Raw genomic sequence first — 19,579 nt, 5'->3', positions numbered from 1 at the left:
AACTACCTTATACAATTGTGGCGGAAATTTAAGCTTTGGAGTTTTCAAGGGTATTGCTAAGCTGTTTGGGATGAGTATCTGGCCTATTCGAGTTGAATGAATATTCCATCCGACATGTTGCACCTGACGGGCTATCGCTTCGCTCGTGAAATTGTCGCCGGTCTGGGCTTATCATCACTTTGCTTTGAACACCGCAGATGTTCAAGATTTGTTCGCTGAACGGGGTGTCATTTGTCAGGCGGAAAACGATCGGGCTTAGGTCAACCGTTTCGGCTGCCATTTTGCAAACTGTGTCTGCCGTGATCGACCTGCGCCTGTGAAAAGTGGAATGTAGAATAGGTTATCATCCCAGTCGGATGGGAAAAGCATTGGCGTTGGCGCGCGATTATTATGGATGTAACGTGCTCGACGTCCTGGTTCAGCCGCGTTGAAATGCGAAGGCGTCAAAACGTTTCTTAAGGGATCTGATGGCGCGGCTTGGCAGGCCGAGGGTTGTTGTAACCGATAAACTGCGTAGCTATATCTGGCCAATTTGAACCCTTGCGCCGGACACAGACCGTCGCGCGCATAACAGGGTGAATAATGCCATTGAAGTCTCGTATAGGCCAACGTGAAAGCGAGAGAAGATATTTGCGTTTTTCAAGTCAGCGCGGCATGCTTAAAGGTAACCGCCCGATTGTTACCGTGGAGAATATGTATTGATGCGCGCGACGATTTCTTCGTCATCGACAAAGCATTCGAGGAATTCCTGCCATTTTTCGGCTGATTTACGTGCGTCGGCCAGCATCTGTCTGAGTTCATCGATGCCGTCGTCCGTCAGGGCGCTCGTAGTCTGGTCGTCGCCGGTTACGACGGTGATGATATTGCCATAGGTCAGGTTGTCGTCATTGTAGATGATCGCTTGAAGAAGATCGACATCCTCTTCGAGCATTTCAGCGACATAGTCGAGCGTGTAAACAAATCTGACCGTGGCCATCAGGCTGCCTTTGCATGTTCAGCTGCGAGGGGCTTCCAGTTCCACGGCAGCAACTCATCGAGTCGATTGATCTTGTGGTCGTGAATCCGGTCGAGCACATCGGCCAGATAAGCTTGCGGGTTGATGCCGTTCATCTTCGCTGTTTCAATGATCGTCATGGCGCGTGCCAGAGTTTCCGCGCCGGTGTCAGCGCCTGCGAATAACCAATTCCGGCGTCCTACTCCTATTGGTCTCAGGGCCCGCTCCGCAGCGTTGTTGTCTATGGCCACGCGCCCGTCCTCCAGGAACAGGCAGAGTGACGGCCATCTGCTCAGCCCATAGCGCAAAGCTTTCGCCAGCTCGCTTTTGCCAGGAATGCGGAGCAACTGCTTTTCCGCCCATGCATGCAGTTCCTCGACCTTCGGCTTGCTGTGCTTTTGACGCGCGGCAAGCCGTACATCGGCAGGCTGCCCCATAATACCCCGTTCGATATCATACAGCACTCCGATCCGGTCGAGAGCCTCGCGCGCAATCCCGGATTTGTTTGCAGTCCAGATGTCATGAAAGTCACGCCGCCAATGCGCCCAACATGAAGCCTCCCGGAACCGGGGCTTCCCGTCCGATCCCGGCTCATATAACTTCGCATAGCCTTTGTAGCCGTCGGCCTGAAGAATGCCACTCGCCTTTTTGAGATGGCTATGAACGTGCTCTTCCTTCCAGTCGGGAGCGAAGTAATAAACAGCACCTGGTGGTGCACCACCCGCCCATGGACGCTGATCGCGGACATATGTCCAGATCCTGCCCTTCTTCACACCTTTGCCCAATCCCTTGTCGCGCAATGAGCGATCCAGCACCCGGATCGGCGTATCGTCAGCATGGAGGAGATCGCTTTTCATGATCTCGGTCTCAATGCGCTCGATCAGCGGCCGAAGCACCTGCATGGCACGACCGCACCAGTCCACCAGTGTGCTGTCAGGTATATCGGCACCCATCCGCGCGAAGATCTCGTTGAGGCGATAGAGCGGCAGGTGATCGTCGAACTTCGAGACCAGGATATAGGCCAGAAGCCCGGCACCAGCCATACTGCCGGGTATTGGGCGGCTGGGAGCAGGAACCTGCACCATCTTCTCACAGCAACGGCACGACTTCTTTGGTCGGGCGATCTCAATGACCTTCATCGTCGCTGCGACCATGTCGAGGATTTCGCTGACATCCTCTCCGACAAGGCGCAATTCTCCGCCGCAGGCAGGACAACAATGACCGGGATCCAGTTCCCGGCGTTCGCGAACGGCATTTTCCGACACACGCGGACGCCGACGCAGTGGCCGGGACTGTGAAGTTTCATCCGGAACGCAAGCCGTATCGTTTTCAAGCTCCTCGACGGGCGCGGTCTCGTGTTCGGCACTGGCAATCAACAGATCCTCCAGAGCCAGTTCCAGTTGCGCAATTTCCCGCTCGATCTTTTCAGAAGACTTGCCGAAGATCTGTTTCTTCAATCGCGCAATGCGTAGCCTCAGACCCTGGATCAGGTGATCGTGCGCTTTCAACGCCGCCGACATCTTCGCATTCTCCGCCTGCAAGGCGGTGATCATCGCCTTCAGAAAGGCTGGATCATCAGGAAGAATTGAGCTCGCATTCGACATGATCCTGACTAGCATAAATCAGGACAGGGCACCATAAAAACAAGTAGTTTCAGTAAGATAAAATCAACCGACACGTGCCGGCGGAGCACCCCAGTCCGGACGCCTCCAGTCTATTCCTTCCCATAACATCGCCAGTTGCGCTGCTGTCAGTCGAGCCGTCCCATCGGCCGCCGACGGCCAGGGGAAACGGCCTTTCTGCAGGATTTTATAGTAAAGGCAAAATCCCTGGCCATCAAAATAAAGGAGCTTCACCCGATCGCCACGTCGCCCGCGAAAGGCGAAGACTGCTCCTCCTGTCGGCTTTTGACGCAAGACATCCTGTGCCAACATTGAAAGCCCCTCAATGCCCTTCCTCATATCTGTGACGCCGCAGGCAAGGTAAACCCGAACGCCGGTGCCCGGTCCAATCATGCCTGTTCCACCACCCGGATCAGCCGCGTCAACACCGCACCTTCCACTTGGCTGTCAAAACAAAGTCGACGGCCGCAGCGCAATTGCAATTCAACCATTGAGCATGAAGCATCGACAGAACTGTTCGCCTCAGAACCGAGCGGAGCGGCAGTCATGTCAACGGGAAGAAACAAGGGCTCCGGCGAGGAAGGCAGAAGCCCCTTCCTCTTCAACTCGCTACGCCACATATAAATCTGCTGCCGCAATACATCGTGACGGAGCGCAACTTCTGTGACTGTCGCGCCATCAACCCCAACCGAATTGACTATCGCAAGCTTCTCTTCGGCTCGCCACCGACGGCGGCGTTCATGGCCCAGTATCTCCATCCGCATCGTCCACCTCAATCTCAAGACACGTCATTAACGACGTCGCTAAAGACGTGTCTTACGTCACGAGGCCTTGTTTCAACAGGCGGTAGCAATCGGGCGGTTACGCTTAAAGGTTGCTTTCCGCTCATGATCAGGTGAATGTGGTTTTCACTAGGGAACCCGCATTGCGGCACGACACCAATGAGATAGGTCGTTCGGTATGCAAAGGTCTGACTCGCGGCTCAAAACCCATCATTCGTTTGTATTCCCATAAGACGGGACGGTCAGAACACGGCAACGGTGCAGTAGTCCGGTTTGGTGCGCCGGGGTGTTCACTGCTGGCACCATTCACTGGCAGACACTGAGGACATACTGAGTATCAGACTCGCGATGTAGACAGCCCTGCGAGAAGCGGCGCGTAAGCGGCGAACCTGCGAGATACGAATTCAATAAAGAGCCGGACGCGTTTAGTCTTGCGTGTCTCTCCTTGCGTGAGAAGCCACAATGTCCCATGCATGGGCAGGTTGGTACCCGGTACCCTCACCAGTAGGGGATCAGTGTCTCCGACAAAACAGGGTAATTTCGTCATCCCGATACCCTGCTGCGCTGCTGCGATCTGCGTTCCGGCATCCGGGGTTCTGAAGGGAACTCCCGTGGTATGAACCTCTCCATCACGCGCCCAATCTGGAATTCCATGATTGTCTATGACGATCCATCGGATGGGATCAACCGCGCCAGCACGCCATGCGGCTAGTCGATCGCGAGACATGTAAACGCCGCTGAACAGCTCCGGCCCCTTCAAACCGTAAAGATTGAGGGGCAGGGTCTTGCGATCGGTGACAATGCGGATCGCAACGTCCGCTTCCCGGTTGGTCAGATTTGCCACCTCGCCGGAGGACAGGATTTCCATCTCAATGTCCGGATGCAGACGCGCAAACTCGGCGAAGTCCGGCATGAGCAGGTGTGTGGTGAGGAACGGTGGAAGCGTCACCCGCAAGAGTCCTCGCGCGCTCTGATCTCGACCGAAGACGCGCGTTTCCAGCAAGTGCGAGGAGGCTTCCATCTGTGACGCGAATTCTAGCACTTCCTCGCCGGCCGCCGTGAGATGGTAGCCCGAGGGCTGTTTCTCAAACATTTGCGCACCCAGCTGCCTCTCCAGTTGGGCGATGCGTCGTAGCACGGTGGAGTGGTTCATTCCGAGGCGTTTGGCGGCGGCCCGCACTGAGCCTCCGTGCGCGACGGCAAGAAAGTAGCGAACGTCATCCCAGTCAATCATGGTGCAATTTCGCACCGAAAGGCGCGCCTTCCAAAACCCATGCCTAAAACATTGCACAGCAATACAGCGATTACCACTCACGCTCGTCAACAAGCGCGGCCGAATTCTGGATGGCGGAGCCGGTCGTTGAGACAGGCGCTACCGTCAGCTGGATCGATTTCGCACCACCGGTGTGCACGGTTCCCTACTCAACAACTGACGCTGGCGGACTTAGTTTGAAGTTCTGGAACGCGGGAACTGTCTCGTCAACACGGAAGGAAACGTCATGGGAAAGCTTGAGGGTAAGGTTGCAGTAGTCACAGGCGGCGCCACCGGAATAGGCTTCGCCGCAGCAAGAAACTTCATCGAAGAGGGTGCCGTCGTCTTCATCTTCGGTCGCCGACAGGAAGCGCTCAACGCTGCCGCGGCCGACTTGGGTCCCAATGCCCGCGCGGTGAAAGGATCGGTCTCAAACTTGGCTGATCTCGATCGGCTCTATGCGGCGGTGAAGGCAGAGCACGAAACCCTCGACATCGTGTTCGCCAATGCTGGTGCGGGAAGCCAGCTTCCGCTCGGCCAGATCACTGCCGAGCACATTGATGAAACCTTCGACACCAATGTGAAAGGTACAATCTTTACGGTCCAGAAGGCGTTGCCGCTGATGGGGCCGGGCGGCTCGATCATCCTGACTGGATCAAGCGCTGGCACCACTGGCGCCCCGGCATTCAGTGCTTACAGTGCGAGCAAGGCGGCGGTGCGCAATCTCGCCCGGACCTGGGCGGAGGACCTGAAAGGTACTGGCATCCGGGTAAACGTGCTGTCGCCGGGGCCTACGGCGACCGAACTCGCAAAAGAAGTATTGGGCGAGGAAGGCTTGAAGGCGTTCGCGTCGATGAACCCTCTCCAGCGCATGGCTGATCCGGCGGAGATCGGGGCAGCTGCGGCTTTTCTCGCCTCGCAGGATAGCAGCTTCATGACTGGCAGCGAGGTCGCCGTCGACGGCGGATTGGCGCAAGTCTAACACTCCACGCCCAGCCGGGCTCTCGACAAACCTGAGGAAAAGAACATGAGCTATGCAATTATCGGCTTCGGCAATATCGGCCAAGCTATGGCCAAGGCGTTTGCCCGTCGAGGCATCGAAATATCCGTTGCAACCAAACGCGACCCGGAAAGTTTTGCATCCGAAGCGGCTGCATTCGGTCCGACGATCGCTCCCAAAACACTGGCGGAAGCCGTCAAAGCCGACGTCATCTTTTTGGCTGTCCGTTTTGAACAGCACCCGGATGTTGCAAAGGCGCTTTCCACCTGGCAGGGGAAGACCATCGTCGATGTGACCAATGCTTACGGCGTGTCTCCTGACGATCTTGGATGGCAACCTTCATCCAGGTTCGTTGCCCAGGCCTTCACTGGTGCGAGGCTGGTCAAGGGCTTCAACCATTTGGCCGCGAGTGTCCTTGGCCAGGATCCCGCAGTACATGGCGGTAGACGGGTCGTGTTCCTGGCGAGCGACGATGACGCTGCTGCAACGGAGATCGGTGCGCTTGCGGAAAATCTCGGTTTCGCGCCGATCAAGCTTGGCGGGCTATCAGATGGTGGACTGCTGGTCCAGGCGCGCGGAAACAGCTGGGGTCAATTGATCTTCAAGGATCTGGTCAAGTTCGATAGATGAATCGAGTGTCAGCGCTCCTAGCATCATCGGGTCAGGTGACATGACCAAGGCGGTCGCCGGTCGTATTGCCAAGGCCGGACATATCGTCGAGATAGTCAACCGCGACTCCGCTAATGCCCGGGCACTGGCCGATCGGCTTGCAGCCGGGGCGCCAACAGGGACATACGGAACCGTCCCTGCGGGCGATATCGTCATCCTCACCATGCCGTACAGAGGAATAGCGGCGGTTGGGACCGATTTCGGAGAGGCACTCAATGGTAAGGTGTTCATCGACGTCGCCAACCCTTTGCCCCCGACCTCTCGGACCTTGTGACGCCCCACGGCAGTTCCGGCGCGCAGGAGACCGAAAAGGGGCTTCTCGCGGGCGCGCATGCTGTGAAGGCGTTCAACACAATCTTTGGCCACGTGCTTGCGAGGTGTGGACCGCTCGACGCAGGCGGCTTGTACATGACCCGGACGCTAAAGCGTGTCGCGTCTAAGCGGATTCAGAGTTTCGCTTTTGTGTGATCTATGATTCACTTTGCCCATGGAAGGAGACGCGCCATGGGCAAGCCGCATCCGATCGAGTTGCGTGAGCGTGTCGTTGCGTTTGTGAATGAAGGCAATAGTAACCGGGAAACCGCGCGGCATTTCCGCGTTTCGCCTCGGTTCGTCAACAACATGATGATCCTGCACCGGTCATCTGGTTCTCTTGCCGCTGCTAAACAAGGCCATCCGCCCGGCAGCAAACTATCAGCCCATTGTGAATGGATCAGTGAGCGCGTGGCGGCCCAGGGTGAAGTGACCTTGGATGAATTGTGTGTCGAACTCGCAGAGCGTGGTATTGAAGTGCACCGCGCGACAGTTGGTCGGTTTCTGCACGGGCTTGGGCTGAGCAATAAAAAAAAGCCTCAAGGCAAGCGAACAGCGCAGGCCGCAGATCGCCAGGGCGCGTGATCTATGGATCAATCGCCGAAAGCCATTTTTCAACAAAGCCTTGTCGCGGCTCGTTTTTATCGATGAGACTTCAACAAACACGCGCCTGACAAAACGCACCGGATGGTCGGCCAGAGGCAGCCGTTTTGTCGCCTATGCTCGTTCGGTCACTGGAAAACCCAGACCTTCATTGCTGGCCTGCGATGCCACGGCCTGACCGCGCCATGGATCGTCAATGCACCAATGAACAGCCGCATCTTCGAAACATGGATCGAAACACAGCTTGCGCCGACACTCTCGCCCGGCGACATCGTCATCCTCGACAATGTCGGCTTCCATAAAAGCGAGCGAGCCGACCTCTTAGTCAAGGCTAAAGGCGCCTGGCTGCTTTTCTTGCCACCTTACTCGCCAGACCTGAACCCCATCGAAATGGCTTTCTCAAAGCTCAAGGCACTTCTACGAAAGCGAGCAGCTCGTAACTTCGATGCCATCACGAAAGCCCTCGGCGATATCATTAGCCTATTCTCCGTTCATGAATGCAGAAACTTCTTCAAAGCTGCGGGTTATGAGGTTGAATAGATGCGACACGCTTTAGAAGCGCTCGGTTTGGTGATTGGCGTTTACGATAACATGGACCTGTTGTGGCGTGGCGGCGCAAACTCCCGAAGGGTACATTCTTGTCGATTTCATCAATGGAACATCATTAGGCGCCCGGCCCCCTCAGTTGCACTCGCTCAAGCTGCCTCTCTTCATGCAGACGCTTTGGATGAGCTCTGCCGAAAGCATGGAACGAGAGCTCATGCGTTCCATGAGCTGAAGGCGCACTAATCTTCGGATGTACACTGTGGCCGATTTTTTGTTACGGTCGCAGACCAAATTGGACCCGCTCGACTGATGAGCACCTCGGCACACCGGGATAGCGAATCATACCATCGTCGGTAGCGGCTGAATAGCTAGCATATTGGGTTCCTAATCAAATGGATGTGCGACAGCAGTTCGCTGTGGCTGGCCTTCACTCTCTGCCGTCCGGTACGTGAGGTACTATTGGCGCGCCGTCAATGTCTCCAGTTCCAAAAGGGCATCTTCTGGCAGTTCAATTTTTTGAGCCGCAAGGTTCTCTCTGAGATGAAGCCTTGATGACGTACCAGGGATCAGGAGAATATTGGGTGAACGCCTCAGTAGCCAGGAAAGTGCCACTTGCATTGGCGTCGCTCCGAGCCTATCCGCAACGTGTGACAAGGTAGAAGATTGAAGTGGTGAAAAGCCTCCGAGCGGAAAGAATGGAACATATGCTATTCCTTCTACTGCAAGCTTTTCGATCAAACCATCGTCTTTGCGGTGAACCAGATTGTACTGGTTCTGAACGCAGGTGATTGCGGTTATCCTTTTTCCATCTTCTATTTGCTTTGCCGTGACGTTTGACAGGCCTATATTTCGGATCAAACCTTGCCGCTTCAGGTCTGCCAGAACTTGGAGTGGCTCATCGAGCGAACCTTCAGCCGGACCATGTACGTCGAACATGACGCGCAGGTTGACTATCTCCAGAACATCTAGGCCAAGATTGCGAAGATTGTCATTGACCGCCTGCGTGACTTCGTCACGCGAGAAAGCGGGTCTCCACGAAGCGTCCGGGCCGCGTGCGGCACCTACTTTTGTGACGATCACAAGATCTCTGCTGTAAGGGTGCAGAGCTTCACGAATGATCTGGTTTGTGACATGCGGGCCATAAAAGTCGCTGGTGTCGATATGATTGACACCTCTCTCGATAGCCTCCCGCAGAACGGCAATGGCTTCTGCGCGATCGCGCGGAGGGCCGAACACGCCCTTGCCTGCAAGCTGCATCGCGCCGTAACCTAATCGATATACAGAGCGTCCGCCGAGGGTAAAATTATCGGATTGTTTGCTGCCCGTCATGGTGTTGGTTCCTTTTTCAAGTTTCAACGTAAGCTTCTGACATAGAGCCTACAATCAGCTAATATTCGTACGTGCTGTCCGCGCTGACGGACAGTAGCCGATAACCAGGAGAGTGGAATGCGGCAGATGGTAGATGTAGAGGCTTTCCTACTTGTCGCGCGCGCGAGAGGCTTTCGCGAGGCCTCGCGCATAAGCGGCACGAGTTCTTCGTCTTTGAGTGACGCTGTCAAGCGTCTAGAGGCCGGCCTTGGGATACGGCTTCTCAACCGCACGACTCGCAGCGTACGGCCAACAGAAGCTGGCCGACTACTGATGGAACGGTTGGGGCCCGCTTTTTCCGAGATCGCTTCAGCGCTTGATCAGGCGACAAGCAATCGCGACCGACCAGCAGGTTCTTTGAAGCTCAATGTTCCCGCAAGTGCGGCCCGACTTGTGTTGCCGCGCGTGGTGCCACCCTTTCTAGCTGCGTATCCGGATATACGCCTAGAGATTATCACAGATGAAAACTTCGTCGACATCATAGAATGCGGTTGTGATGCTGGCATTCGATATGACGAGCGGCTTGAGCAAGATATGATTGCTGTGCCCATTGGCCCTCGCGAGCAGCGCTTTGCGCTTGCAGCCTCGCCCGCCTATCTAGCCGTAAGAGGTACACCGAAAACTCCGCGTGACCTGCTTTCGCATGACTGCATCCGGGGTCGCTTTTCGGGTCGCGCCATCCCTCCTTGGGAGTTCGAGTATAACGGCAATATGATTACGATTGAGCCGTCCGGCGGCCTTATCGTGCAGTCCGGCGGTGCCACCGATCTTGGCATCGAAGCCGCAAAAGAAGGCCTTGGAATTATGTATCTGTTTGAAGACTGGCTGAAACCACACTTCCAAAGCAAAGCACTTTTGCCGATAATGGAAGACTGGTGGCTGCGCTTTTCGGGACCGTTTCTCTACTATCCGGGCCGTCGCCTCGTGCCATCTCCGCTGCGTGCCTTCATTGATTTCGTCAAGACCATGCCTCGGAAATGAGGACGGAGAGCCTTCAGACACCCATTCAAATAAGCCGACGGACAATTTTACCGCCGTTGTGGATGTCAGCTCGAAATGTGAGGTTTCTTGACTGGCAATCAAAACTCAAACCTGAGGGTCGCATATGACGAGCAAAGATTGTCTGGCCCTTGACGAACCAAAATGATTTGTTGGCAATTTCATTGAGCGGAGGAGAACATCTGCAGCGTTTAGGGTCTTGTGAAGATAACGTCTGTCAAAAACCTCGATAGTAACCCGCCGCCTGATTGACACGTACTTATTTGGCCACTTAAACACATTAGTTATTGTTTTGCAGTTTTGGTCAGCACGCCATGAAAAATCGGTTCAAGTTCAAGTGGATTTCGGCATGCCGTGCCCTAATTGATCGGGGTGCCATGGCCCAATTGATCAGACGATGAAGATCGCTTTCTTTTCTCCGTTGAAGTCGCCGCGCCATCCGGTTCCTTCCGGAGATCGGCTGATGGCGAGGCTGTTGATTGCGGCACTGGGGTGTGCCGACCATGAGGTGGAAGTCGTATCGGAATTCCGCAGCTTCATGAAAACTCCCTCGGACGAAGCATTCGCCGCACTGGAGATGCAGGCTGAACGAGAGATTACACGAATTTCAGCACTTTGGCGGCGGCAAACCGTGCCGGATTTGTGGCTGACATATCATCCCTACTACAAGGCTCCTGATTTGCTCGGACCGAAGCTTTCAGCGTCGTTCGACATCCCTTATGTAACAGCAGAGGCATCGTACTCACACAGGCGCAATACGGGACTCTGGGCAGAGGTACAACAGCGCTTGCTGAAAACTTTGGAACAAGCCGCAGTCAATATCTGCCTAACAGACCGCGACCGGAGGGGATTGCAGGAGGCGGTTCCCCGCGCCCGCGTCGCAATGCTGGCACCCTTCATCGATTGCGCTGTGTTTAAGGAGGTTGCGTCCCAATCCAGGCCCGACAGGCTGATAACGGTGGCAATGATGCGCAGCGGGGACAAAATGGACAGCTATCGGATGCTGGCGGGAGCACTGGCTCTGCTTGATGATATTTCGTGGTCACTCTCCATTGTCGGCGATGGTGCTTGTCGTACAGAAGTCGAGGCCTTGTTTGCCAGCTTTTCGCCGGAAAGAATCCAGTGGCACGGGGAAATGGGGGCGTCTGAAATCGCTTCATTGTTCACGCAAAGCGCTCTTTACGTATGGCCGGGATGCGGCGAGGCTTATGGGCTGGCCTATCTGGAAGCACAGGCGGCCGGCCTGCCAGTCGTCGCTCAGGCTATTGCCGGAGTACCGGAAGTCGTGATCAACGGGCGTACCGGTGTTCTCACGCCACCGGGTGACATGGTAGCATATGCTCAAGCGATACGCTCGGCCCTGCTGAATGTCCAGACCCGCAACGATATGGCCTTTGCGGCTCGGCAGTTCGTGCGAGACGAGCGGTCGTTGGAAGTGGCGTCCCTACGACTTGACGATATCCTCAATCAGTATGTGGGCATCGTGTAATGGCGACTGACATCTGGGAGCCGCTTCACCGCGAATTAGATCGATGGTATAAAGCTGGCAAGGCGGCAGATTTCTGGCTGCGTGATGATGATGCCGTCTCGCCCAAACCGGCGTTAACACAACTGCTTGACCTGAGCGAACGCCATTCCGTTCCCATGGCGCTTGCCGTGATCCCCGAAAGTACTGGACAGTCGCTTGCAGAGTACCTCAGCAACTGGCCGCTGGCGACGGTGGTGGTCCACGGCTGGTCACATACCAATTTTGCAGGCGAGGGTGAGAAGAAGCAGGAACTGGGCGAGCACAGGCCAATTAAAGTGGTCACCGCGGAACTGGAAGCTGGTTTAAACCGTCTTCAGGCGCTCCACACTGGCCGTTTCTCCCCTGTTTTGGTGCCACCTTGGAACCGCATTGCGCCGCCGTTGGTGGAGCTGCTCGCCGGTCTTGGGTTCCAGGCTCTTTCTGTTTTCGGAACGGAAAAGGTCGGTACGCTGCCGATGATCAACACCCATGTCGATCTGATAGATTGGCATGGAACGCGGGGGGGGCGTGATCACATAGCGCTGATTGACGATATCGTCCATCGTCTGCAAGTGATGTTCAACGGTGGCGGGAGCATGGGCTTTCTGACCCATCATCTGGTTCACGACGAAACCGCGTGGCATTTTCTTGACACATTATTTGATCGTACAGCATCTCATCCCGCTAGCCGCTGGACATCGCTACCACATATCCTTATTCAAGTTTAAGCGTTGAGGTCGAATATTTGCCCTTCTCGAGCCGAGAAGGCGCCAGCAAACTGGCTCGCGGCTAGTCGATCGATCGCTTCGATCTCGGCGTCTGTGCGCAGCGGCGAATGATGGATGAATGCAACGTTCTTTGCGCCCGCTGTCCTAGCGAGCCGGATGGCGTGTTGCCAAGAAGAGTGTCCGTAACCAGCGCGCAGCGGCATTTCCTCGTCAGTATAGGTAGTGTCGTAGAGGAAAAGGTTCACGCCTTGGATCAGTTCCAGTACGGCAGGATCAAGAACCCCGGGTTCATGCTCGGTATCGGTGATCAGCGCTACGGAACGTCCGCCCCATTGTACCCGATAGCCGATCGCACCGTTGGGATGATTGAGACTTCTGGTCATAATCTCAACACCCGGATGGGGTTTCAGAATGTCGCCGGGTAAAAAATCCCTGCAGATCATTTTTGCGGGACAGGCGTCTATTTCAATGGGAAACCAAGGGGGGTGGATAAATTCCGAGACAATCTGCCTCGTGGTCATCTTCCCTTGCATATGCCCCGACCAGAGCTCCACCGTGGAGTTGGCATCAAAAAGTGGCGCGAAGTAGGGCAGGCCTATAATGTGGTCGTAATGACAGTGCGAAAAGAACAGGTTGAAGTTGGAAATATTTTCGGCGAGCAACGATTTCCCGGCGGGCAGTAGACCGGATCCGGCATCGAACAACAATCTGTGTTCACCGCATTGCATCTCGATGCAGACAGTATTGCCACCGTATCGGTGGAAATCCGGCCCCGAAACCGGGAGGCTACCCCGTATTCCCCAAAAATGTACCCGAAACACTGTGTCCCTCTTCCTTCCACCGTCGTGCAATTTCGAAGATTGCAACTCCGTAAGCACGTTGGCCTTTCAACAAGAAAATCAGCGTTTGTCCGACCGTTTCCGGTTTAGCCGCAATCATGGCATGTTAGCCACGCGGCGAAGCATATGCGAACACCGAATCTACGTTACTACTAAATACTAGTACTATTGTCGGCGGTATGAAGCGTGAAAAGTTGAAAAGGAGACCTCTAAAGGATGGCATCTGAGCCCCCGTCGATTGCCGTGATTGCCGACGCACATTTCCACGATATTTTCGGTGACTACGGTACTGGCAGGGTAACTGTGAACGACCGGACGCTGGCCTTGCGCCCCTTTGGCAACACCGTGCGTTCGACGCGCGTGTTCAACGAGAGCTTCGCGGCTTTACAGTACGCGCTGGACGATATAGCTGCGCGGGCAACCCGCCACGTTGTCCTTCTGGGTGACTACTCGGATGACGGCCAGGCGGCGACGATGACGGGCTTGCGGAATATTCTCGACGATTACGCAATGCGCTTCGGGATGCAGTTTTATGCGGTGCCCGGCAATCACGATATTTTTGGCCCCGGCGGGAGGCATCGGTCGAAACGTTTTCTGAACGCTTCCGGTGGCCATGATCTGGTGACCAGCAATCCGGCGCGCAGGTCCGCCCCCGACGACGCTACTGTTATCGTCAGCGAGAGCCTGTATTGCGCGGGTTACCCACAGGGTCTTCAGTCACTGGGCGACGTCGGATTTTTTCGGAAACCACAATATCTGCATTGGGAGACCCCCTTCGGCATCGAGGATCATCCAACGGCAAGAGAGTTCGAAATTTGTTCGCCTGGTGGCTTGACAGTTCGCAGGCTGATGGATGCCTGCTATCTCGTTGAGCCTTTCGATGATGTCTGGATGCTGATGATCGACGCCAACGTGTTTGCGCCGGTGGAGGGAGAAACCGGCAATGATGAGGAGGCGTTCATCGATAGCACCGACGCGGGCTGGAACGCCATGCTGATCCACAAGCGCTTCATTCTGGATTGGATGAGATCAGTCACTGATCGAGCCCGGAACCTTGGAAAGACGGTCATCGCATTTTCCCACTACCCGGTGCTTGATCCGCTGGACGGTACTCGTAACGACGAACTTGCCGTTCTTGGGGAAACGAGCCTCTCGGCACGCATCCCGGAACCGGACGTTGGCGATGCCTTGATCAATGCTGGTGTCCGCCTGCATTTCAGCGGGCATCTCCACGTCAACGATACTGCCCGCCATCAGAATGCCAACGGCTTTCTGTTCAATGTTGCTGTGCCTTCGCTGGTCGCGTTCCCTGGTGCCTACAAAATCCTCCGCATCCAGCCCAACAAGCTAGATATTGAGACGATAAGCATTGATGATATGGCACTCGACGTTGACATCCTCTGTCAATATGCAGCCGAAGTTAAAAGGGACGAGATCGACCCCGGCGAATTGCTCAATGCTGCCAACTACGGAGAGTTCCTGTCCAATCACCTCGCGCATCTTATCGGCAGGCGATTTTTGCGACGGGAGTGGCCGGAGGAGCTTGCGGAAGTAGTGAGAAGCCTTGGATTACTGGATTTGGCGGCTCTGGCGCTGGTGGAGCGGCCGGTCTCCGCCGACACACTTGCCAATCTTAAAGCTGCGATTGCCGATAATAATATTCAGCACCAACTGACCGTCTCCGCCGTGGGGTATGGACTTGATCCAGCCTCGCTTTCACGGATTGGAGCAATGACTTTTCTGGGCGACTGGTATCGCGTCCGGATGGGTAGTGACCTGGGACTGGATGTCATATCCGAGCAACGCCTAGCAGCTTACAAGTGGGTATCGGGCATGTATGCTCGCCGTATCGATGCAATGACATCTGGATCGGTACAAGAAGCCGTCGGCAGACTTTTCCGGATGTTTGACCGTTTCATTTCCGGTTTGTCGTCACGAAACTTTGCCATCGATCTTACAACAGGCGACATACACCCAGCATGACCGCGTATTCCTACGTGGAGTTGTTAAGGCGTGGTAGCAGGATTTATTTGCATTGCTTGCAGTCCATAAAGGTCTAGCCTACAACATATCCATGACGGATATCCTCCACGCGAACGCGGCGACCATCGATTGGCATGAAAACGCATTTGACATTTTGCGTGGTGCCGCCGCATACACGTCAAGCCCGCTGATCAAGGGTTTGTCGCGGGCCATTATCCGCCACCCTGAGGCGGACCTCGGCAATGCCTTCAACCACAAGCAGGTGACCTGCAAGATATGGGCGCGGCAATCGCTATTTGAAACCTTCGGTGGAAAATTCAACCGCATCGCTATACTTGGTGGTTGGTATGGCGTTCTGGCCGCAATGTTTTTCGAAGATCAGCGTTTTGATATTGAAGCAATAGATAGTTTTGATATCGATCCCGAAGTCGGCGCCGTCGCTGAAACCCTGAACAGCGCGTGGAAACATCGGTTTCGGGCATTGACTGCCGATATGTATGAGCTTGCCTATCCGGGGCTCGGGGCCGATCTGATTGTTAACACCAGTTGCGAACACATCGCCGATTTGCCCGCCTGGCTGTCGCTTCTCCCCGAGGGAACCCGCGTTCTCCTGCAATCAAACGACTATTTTAGCGAGCCGACACATGTGAATTGTGTCGCATCGCTGAACGAATTCATTGACCAGGTTTCGCTAACAATGACCGCGTTCGCCGGTGCGCTGCCCATGAAAAAGTATACAAGATACATGTTGATCGGTACTGTCTAGCGCGCGGTCAGAAGTCCATTCAGAATCTCTGCCGTACGACGTGCACCATCTAGATCAAGATTGTGAGCAGGCAAACGGGGCGCTGTAAGGGCCTTGTCTATAGCATCGGTCATATTAGCCGCTGATAGCTCGTCTTCCGTGAGAACTGATGCGAGGCCGAGCTTTTCCAGATGGCGTGCGCGTGCAGTCTGCTCGGTCTCGCCGCCCGCTGTGAACGGAATGAGCAACGATCTGCAACCTGCACGAAGGATATCGCAGACCGTATTGTATCCGGCCTGTGAGACAGACAGGCGAGCACCGAGCAACAGACTCGGAAAATTCTGCAGAAAGCGGAAGATGCGGGCATTGTCTGGTGCTTTGGCAGCGATTTCGTCAAAATCCGTTTGCTGCAGATTTGGACCGGTGACGATGCACCAGGAAAGGCCCTGCGACAGGCGCTTCGCTGCCTCAAGCGCTGCGCGGATCAACAACGCGCCCACAGCCCCACCACCAGCCGATACCACGATATCGAAGGTTTCCGATGGTGGCAAGGGCGGTGGTGCGGCGACAAGGCCGGTATAGATAACCTTGTCGGCAATATCTGTGTGCAATGGAAAGCTCTCCTCCAGACGAGCAAACTGTGGATCGCCATGAACCAGCACGTGATCGAAATAGCGCTGCACCGTGGCGACACTTTCCTCGTCGCGATCGGGCTTGGCGCGCTCCTGCAGGATGTCGCGCAATGAGGTCAGCACCAATGGCCTCGGCGTCATGCCGCTGATTTCATCGAGCAGGGGGATTAGTTCGAAACGAACCTGACGGCGTCCAAAGGGAAACGCCTCGATGATGACGATATCGGGCCTGACATCGCGAAATTTGGCAAGCAGTTTGCCGCGGCGTTCCGCCTTGAATTCATCGGTCAGCGGATTGCCGAAGGCGTCGGCAAGACCGGAAAAGACTGCATCGTCGGAAGCGATCGCCGGAAGCGCCATATATTTGACTTCTGGTCCCGGAAATCCGGGGACAGGCATGCCGCCGGTGATCACTGTGACGTCGAAACCACCTTGCGCCAGCGCACGGGCGATGCGGCTGGCGCGCGCAAGATGACCGATACCGAGCAGATGCTGGACGTAAAACAACACTCGCGGACTTACCGTCGATTGCTTCATTTGCTTCGCTGCCATTCCGTTTCGAACAACGATTTCAATTGATGGATGCTGTTGTGGAAGTTGAACTCCGTTCGCACCCGCCTTTCGGCGGCGCGTCCCAGGCGATGGCGGATATCCGCATCGCGGATCGCCGTTTCCATGGCAATCGCCAACGCCTCCGGGTCCTCTGGCGCAACGAGCAGGCTATTTTCCCCGTCCACCAATAGTTCCGGTACACCGGAGATGTTGGTAGAGACCGAGATCAAGCCTTGGCTCGAAGCTTCCACCAATACGTTGGGCAAGCCATCCCTGTCGCCATCTGTCGTGATCCGGCAGGCGAGTACGAAAATATCCGCGGCTTGATAACCGGCAAGCACTTCCTTTTGGTCGAGCGCACCCTTCCAGAGAATTTTGTCGGCAATCCCCAGCTCGCTCGCAAGCGCTTTCAGACTGGCGATCCTGTTGCCATCACCGATGTGCTCGAACCGCCAGTGGAGGTCTTTGGGCAGCAGGCTGAGTGCTCTCAGCACGATGTCATAACCCTTTTTCTCGACGGCCCGACCGACGCTCAGGATTCTGACGGGATCATCGGAGTCGGCGCCGTTGCGTAGCGAACGGCTTCCCTCGAAAGGCCCGAACCGGGCAAGATCGAGTCCGTGATAGCTTAGATGCACGTTGGACGTGGGGCCTCCAAGCTGACGTAGATGATCGAAGCCTGAATGCGTGCAGGTCACCGTCCACCGCGTGTTTGCGAGCTTACCCTGCAGTTCCCAGTCTGGCGAAGTCCAGATGTCCTTGGCGTGAGCGGAGCATGTCCATCCAATACCGGTGATCTGGCTGGCATAGGCGGCAACGGATGCGGGCGTGTGGATAAAATGCGCGTGAATCCATTCCGCACCATCCGGCCATTCCGCAGCAAGAACTGCGGCCTGTCCGAAACGCCTGACACGATTGCGTGTGGGGTCCTTCCAAAAGTCCTTGAGGGCAGTCGTCAAACCACGCCAGAAGCCGGGGCGCGGCATACAGGCGATTAGTGCCGAGAGAACACGGCGCGGTTCCTCGCGGAGATATTCAGGCAGGTAATGTACTGGCGCGCGGATTTCATCGTGCACCGGATGTGTTTTGTTATCCGTCGGCCGCCGCAAAGCCACGAGAACCAGGTCAAAGCCCGATTGCTCCAACCCAAGCAATTCCTGAGCAATGAATGTTTCGGACAGGCGCGGATATCCCTTCAGCACCACCACAATTTTCCGGCGATATGACAACTGATTATCCCTTGACGAGCGAAAGGTAGTTCGGCTGACGTCGATCCATCAGATCCCCGACAATTTGCGAGATATGCGGTAAACCTTCCAGCCTGAAACCTTTGGGCGCACTCTTCGAGGGTGCTGGTCGGCTGGGCAAGGCTTTGAGTGCAGCAGCCATGCGGACGGGGTCTTCGGATTCGCTGGGAAGCAGCATGTCGATAAGCCCGAGTTCTGCGGCGCGCCGGGCTCGGATCAACTGTTCCTCCCGCGGAAGGATGCGTGGAACGATCAATGCCGGCTTGTCGAAGGAGAGGATCTCGCAATAGGTGTTGTAGCCGCCCATGGCAACGACGGCCTTCGCGCCCGCCACCAGTTCTTCCATCCTGTTATCAAACTCGATGACCTCGATATGCGGGATCGCTTTGCTCTTGCTTATCATCTTCCGGCGCTTCTTAGCGGGCATGTAAGGTCCGAGTACGATCAGTGCCTTGTGCTGGAGCGTATGATCGTGCTGGTAGGCCCGCACGACGTCGTTGACGAGATCGGCGCCATCACCGCCTCCGCCAGTGGTGACAAGAATATAGTCGCCCTTGGGGCGATGGTCAGGGACTTTCTGATCGGAAACACTGCGCTGCAGAAAACCGACGAAATTCATCTTGTCGCGGACACTCTTGGGGACGTCGAGACTAACGAGCGGATCGTAGAAATCCGGCGGTCCATAGACCCACACCGCGTCATAGAACCTGTCGATCTTGTCCATCACGTTTTCACGCCGCCACTCGGCATCAAGCAAATGCGGCGCATCCATGACCTCGCGCAGGCCCAGGATCAGCCTCGTGTCACGGGTCTTGAGATAGGTGAGCGTCTCCTCGACTTCACCCTTCATACCCATCGGTTCTTTATCCACGATAAAGATATCGGGCTGGAACGTTTCGGCCGTATGGCGGATAATTGATCGGCGCATCTTCAGCGTGTCATGAAGATCAGTGTGCCGTTCCATCGATTGGTACTCGCCATTGCGCAGCTTGATCACGCTTGGAATTTTGACGAAATCGACACGCGCGCGATAGTCAAAGGCACCGGCAATCGTGGCGCCCGATATAATCATGATATTGAGACCGCGATAGTCCTCGACTAGCGAATGGGCGATCGTTCGGCAGCGTCGCAAATGGCCCAACCCAAACGTGTCATGGCTATACATCAGGATGCGGACATGCTCCAGGCGGCGCGTCATG

The 19,579-nt window shown here is 55.6% G+C and carries 20 protein-coding genes; 10 read left to right on the top strand and 10 right to left on the bottom strand.

Features of this window, described 5'->3' with window-relative positions:
- Positions 1-679: 679 nt before the first annotated feature.
- From CQZ93_RS24535 to CQZ93_RS24515, 5 genes are all read right to left on the bottom strand, one after another.
- Positions 680-976 carry a hypothetical protein gene (locus tag CQZ93_RS24535; protein WP_105541351.1) on the bottom strand — a complete coding sequence of 99 codons (297 nt, stop codon included), beginning with the start codon at positions 974-976 and terminating at the stop codon, positions 680-682.
- The gene (gene tnpC, locus CQZ93_RS24530; RefSeq protein WP_105543156.1) at positions 976-2,598 is read right to left on the bottom strand and encodes an IS66 family transposase; all 1,623 of its coding nucleotides are present in this window, start codon (positions 2,596-2,598) and stop codon (positions 976-978) included. Before tnpC ends, CQZ93_RS24535 begins: the two co-directional genes overlap by 1 nt.
- Positions 2,599-2,661: 63 nt before the next feature.
- Complete coding sequence (tnpB, locus tag CQZ93_RS24525; RefSeq protein ID WP_011982990.1) at positions 2,662-3,009, bottom strand: IS66 family insertion sequence element accessory protein TnpB; 348 nt, start codon at positions 3,007-3,009, stop codon at positions 2,662-2,664.
- On the bottom strand, positions 3,006-3,374 hold the full coding sequence (tnpA, locus tag CQZ93_RS24520; RefSeq protein WP_181153301.1) for an IS66-like element accessory protein TnpA: 369 nt from the start codon (positions 3,372-3,374) through the stop codon (positions 3,006-3,008). The genes tnpB and tnpA overlap by 4 nt, the downstream gene beginning before the upstream one ends.
- Before the next feature lie 361 nt (positions 3,375-3,735).
- Positions 3,736-4,632: a LysR family transcriptional regulator gene (locus CQZ93_RS24515; RefSeq protein ID WP_105545089.1), complete on the bottom strand. Its 897-nt coding sequence runs from the start codon at positions 4,630-4,632 to the stop codon at positions 3,736-3,738.
- A gap of 265 nt (positions 4,633-4,897) precedes the next feature.
- On the opposite strand from CQZ93_RS24515, the gene CQZ93_RS24510 reads away from it, so the two are divergent.
- The 5 genes from CQZ93_RS24510 (at position 4,898) to CQZ93_RS27075 (ending at position 7,774) form a co-directional block, all read left to right on the top strand.
- Positions 4,898-5,632: an SDR family NAD(P)-dependent oxidoreductase gene (locus CQZ93_RS24510; RefSeq protein ID WP_105545088.1), complete on the top strand. Its 735-nt coding sequence runs from the start codon at positions 4,898-4,900 to the stop codon at positions 5,630-5,632.
- Between the two features lie 45 nt (positions 5,633-5,677).
- Positions 5,678-6,280, top strand: coding sequence for an NADPH-dependent F420 reductase (locus CQZ93_RS24505; protein WP_105545087.1), 603 nt, complete (start codon positions 5,678-5,680; stop codon positions 6,278-6,280).
- Positions 6,258-6,593, top strand: a complete 336-nt coding sequence (locus CQZ93_RS26805) for an NAD(P)-binding domain-containing protein (protein ID WP_339561767.1) — start codon at positions 6,258-6,260, stop codon at positions 6,591-6,593. The genes CQZ93_RS24505 and CQZ93_RS26805 overlap by 23 nt, the downstream gene beginning before the upstream one ends.
- A gap of 230 nt (positions 6,594-6,823) precedes the next feature.
- Positions 6,824-7,216 carry a helix-turn-helix domain-containing protein gene (locus CQZ93_RS27080; protein ID WP_286154086.1) on the top strand — a complete coding sequence of 131 codons (393 nt, stop codon included), beginning with the start codon at positions 6,824-6,826 and terminating at the stop codon, positions 7,214-7,216.
- Positions 7,217-7,318: 102 nt separating this feature from the next.
- Positions 7,319-7,774, top strand: a complete 456-nt coding sequence (locus CQZ93_RS27075) for a transposase (protein WP_286154256.1) — start codon at positions 7,319-7,321, stop codon at positions 7,772-7,774.
- Positions 7,775-8,236: 462 nt separating this feature from the next.
- Here CQZ93_RS27075 and CQZ93_RS24490 read toward each other — a convergent pair whose 3' ends face one another.
- Positions 8,237-9,109, bottom strand: a complete 873-nt coding sequence (locus CQZ93_RS24490; protein WP_105545086.1) for an aldo/keto reductase family oxidoreductase — start codon at positions 9,107-9,109, stop codon at positions 8,237-8,239.
- Between the two features lie 126 nt (positions 9,110-9,235).
- Between CQZ93_RS24490 and CQZ93_RS24485 the strand changes: the two genes are divergently transcribed.
- The 3 genes from CQZ93_RS24485 to CQZ93_RS24475 all read left to right on the top strand — a co-directional run bounded on the left by CQZ93_RS24485 (position 9,236) and on the right by CQZ93_RS24475 (position 12,382).
- A complete protein-coding gene (locus tag CQZ93_RS24485; protein ID WP_422616117.1) occupies positions 9,236-10,129 on the top strand; it encodes a LysR family transcriptional regulator in 894 nt (297 codons plus the stop codon).
- A 415-nt stretch (positions 10,130-10,544) separates the two neighbouring features.
- Positions 10,545-11,636, top strand: a complete 1,092-nt coding sequence (locus CQZ93_RS24480; protein ID WP_105545084.1) for a glycosyltransferase family 4 protein — start codon at positions 10,545-10,547, stop codon at positions 11,634-11,636.
- Positions 11,636-12,382, top strand: a complete 747-nt coding sequence (locus CQZ93_RS24475; protein ID WP_105545083.1) for a polysaccharide deacetylase family protein — start codon at positions 11,636-11,638, stop codon at positions 12,380-12,382. The genes CQZ93_RS24480 and CQZ93_RS24475 overlap by 1 nt, the downstream gene beginning before the upstream one ends.
- Here the strand turns inward: CQZ93_RS24475 and CQZ93_RS24470 are convergent.
- Entirely contained in the window at positions 12,379-13,089 is a 711-nt protein-coding gene (locus CQZ93_RS24470; protein WP_286154255.1) for an MBL fold metallo-hydrolase, read from the bottom strand. The genes CQZ93_RS24475 and CQZ93_RS24470 overlap by 4 nt on opposite strands.
- A gap of 348 nt (positions 13,090-13,437) precedes the next feature.
- Between CQZ93_RS24470 and CQZ93_RS24465 the strand changes: the two genes are divergently transcribed.
- Both CQZ93_RS24465 and CQZ93_RS24460 read left to right on the top strand, forming a co-directional pair.
- Positions 13,438-15,204 carry a metallophosphoesterase family protein gene (locus CQZ93_RS24465; RefSeq protein WP_105545082.1) on the top strand — a complete coding sequence of 589 codons (1,767 nt, stop codon included), beginning with the start codon at positions 13,438-13,440 and terminating at the stop codon, positions 15,202-15,204.
- 91 nt (positions 15,205-15,295) lie between these two features.
- Entirely contained in the window at positions 15,296-15,970 is a 675-nt protein-coding gene (locus CQZ93_RS24460) for a class I SAM-dependent methyltransferase (RefSeq protein ID WP_105545081.1), read from the top strand.
- Here the strand turns inward: CQZ93_RS24460 and CQZ93_RS24455 are convergent.
- The 3 genes from CQZ93_RS24455 to CQZ93_RS24445 are packed head-to-tail and all read right to left on the bottom strand — an operon-like array spanning position 15,967 to position 19,578.
- Entirely contained in the window at positions 15,967-17,118 is a 1,152-nt protein-coding gene (locus CQZ93_RS24455) for a glycosyltransferase family protein (RefSeq protein ID WP_105545300.1), read from the bottom strand. The two genes, CQZ93_RS24460 and CQZ93_RS24455, sit on opposite strands and share 4 nt — an antisense overlap.
- Complete coding sequence (locus CQZ93_RS24450) at positions 17,115-18,362, bottom strand: glycosyltransferase (RefSeq protein ID WP_105545080.1); 1,248 nt, start codon at positions 18,360-18,362, stop codon at positions 17,115-17,117. The genes CQZ93_RS24455 and CQZ93_RS24450 overlap by 4 nt, the downstream gene beginning before the upstream one ends.
- Positions 18,363-18,366: 4 nt before the next feature.
- Positions 18,367-19,578 (bottom strand): glycosyltransferase family protein, encoded by a 1,212-nt coding sequence (locus tag CQZ93_RS24445; protein WP_105545079.1) that lies wholly within the window; start codon positions 19,576-19,578, stop codon positions 18,367-18,369.
- Position 19,579: the final 1 nt, after the last annotated feature.

The organism is Ochrobactrum vermis (assembly GCF_002975205.1).
GTDB lineage: Bacteria > Pseudomonadota > Alphaproteobacteria > Rhizobiales > Rhizobiaceae > Brucella > Brucella vermis.
The sequence above is the reverse complement of the archived record's forward strand: the minus strand, read 5'-3'. Positions and strand labels throughout refer to the sequence as shown.

Coding starts and splice junctions, on each gene's coding strand:
- CQZ93_RS24465 (WP_105545082.1), top strand. CDS start 13,438: ATGGCATCTGAGCCCCCGTCGATTGCCGTGATTGCCGACGCACATTTC.
- CQZ93_RS24505 (WP_105545087.1), top strand. CDS start 5,678: ATGAGCTATGCAATTATCGGCTTCGGCAATATCGGCCAAGCTATGGCC.
- CQZ93_RS24515 (WP_105545089.1), bottom strand. CDS start 4,632: ATGATTGACTGGGATGACGTTCGCTACTTTCTTGCCGTCGCGCACGGA.
- CQZ93_RS24480 (WP_105545084.1), top strand. CDS start 10,545: ATGAAGATCGCTTTCTTTTCTCCGTTGAAGTCGCCGCGCCATCCGGTT.
- CQZ93_RS24445 (WP_105545079.1), bottom strand. CDS start 19,578: ATGACGCGCCGCCTGGAGCATGTCCGCATCCTGATGTATAGCCATGAC.
- CQZ93_RS24510 (WP_105545088.1), top strand. CDS start 4,898: ATGGGAAAGCTTGAGGGTAAGGTTGCAGTAGTCACAGGCGGCGCCACC.
- CQZ93_RS24460 (WP_105545081.1), top strand. CDS start 15,296: ATGACGGATATCCTCCACGCGAACGCGGCGACCATCGATTGGCATGAA.
- tnpA (WP_181153301.1), bottom strand. CDS start 3,374: ATGGAGATACTGGGCCATGAACGCCGCCGTCGGTGGCGAGCCGAAGAG.
- CQZ93_RS24475 (WP_105545083.1), top strand. CDS start 11,636: ATGGCGACTGACATCTGGGAGCCGCTTCACCGCGAATTAGATCGATGG.
- CQZ93_RS24485 (WP_422616117.1), top strand. CDS start 9,236: ATGGTAGATGTAGAGGCTTTCCTACTTGTCGCGCGCGCGAGAGGCTTT.
- CQZ93_RS27075 (WP_286154256.1), top strand. CDS start 7,319: ATGGTCGGCCAGAGGCAGCCGTTTTGTCGCCTATGCTCGTTCGGTCAC.
- CQZ93_RS24455 (WP_105545300.1), bottom strand. CDS start 17,118: ATGAAGCAATCGACGGTAAGTCCGCGAGTGTTGTTTTACGTCCAGCAT.
- tnpB (WP_011982990.1), bottom strand. CDS start 3,009: ATGATTGGACCGGGCACCGGCGTTCGGGTTTACCTTGCCTGCGGCGTC.
- CQZ93_RS24535 (WP_105541351.1), bottom strand. CDS start 976: ATGGCCACGGTCAGATTTGTTTACACGCTCGACTATGTCGCTGAAATG.
- CQZ93_RS27080 (WP_286154086.1), top strand. CDS start 6,824: ATGGGCAAGCCGCATCCGATCGAGTTGCGTGAGCGTGTCGTTGCGTTT.
- CQZ93_RS24490 (WP_105545086.1), bottom strand. CDS start 9,109: ATGACGGGCAGCAAACAATCCGATAATTTTACCCTCGGCGGACGCTCT.
- tnpC (WP_105543156.1), bottom strand. CDS start 2,598: ATGTCGAATGCGAGCTCAATTCTTCCTGATGATCCAGCCTTTCTGAAG.